Source organism: Herbiconiux daphne, from assembly GCF_024979295.1.
GTDB lineage: Bacteria > Actinomycetota > Actinomycetes > Actinomycetales > Microbacteriaceae > Herbiconiux > Herbiconiux daphnes.
On the sequence record NZ_JANLCJ010000681.1, the window covers coordinates 1 to 558 of the forward strand.

The 558-nt window shown below is 52.3% G+C and carries 1 protein-coding gene; it reads left to right on the top strand.

The genetic code is table 11. The features are described from left to right. On the top strand, positions 1-280 hold a 280-nt coding region (locus tag N1032_RS27115), incomplete at its 5' end, for a YadA C-terminal domain-containing protein (RefSeq protein ID WP_259543803.1). Positions 281-558 lie beyond the last annotated feature (278 nt).

Here is a 558-nt window from a genome sequence, read left to right on the forward strand (position 1 = left end):
TACACAAACCAACTTCGGCAAACTGAAAAGCGAAGTCGAAAGCAACCGTCGTCGCGCTTCTGCCGGTATCGCTGGCGTTGCAGCAATCGCGACTATCCCGCAGGTTATCGAGTCCCAAACCTTTAACGTAGGTGCGGGCGTGGGTAACACCGACGGCGAAAGCGCGTTAGCGGTTGGCTTCTCTTCCCGTGCGTCTCAGAACACCGTAGTAAAAGCCGCAGTTTCTACCGATACCCAGCATAACTTTGTTGTCGGTGCCGGTGTGGCTGTGGGCTGGTAATCCCTCGAAGTAGTCCTAGTATTTTGCCTTTGCATTGGTAACTGAATTGCCCCCAGGTGATGGGGGCTTTTTTGTATCTAGTGCTTGCATGATAGAATGCTATCAAGCTATACTGATTGCACATTTCAAGAGGGCTTTCTTATGAGCGAGATTAACCAGATTTTCCCTGGCGTTAACATGCTGCCGCCTGGCACGCGCCTTTTAAACCGTAGCGATATGATGGATGCACAGGGGGTGCTGTTGTCGCGGCCAGCGACATGGTGGATGGAACGTAGCCG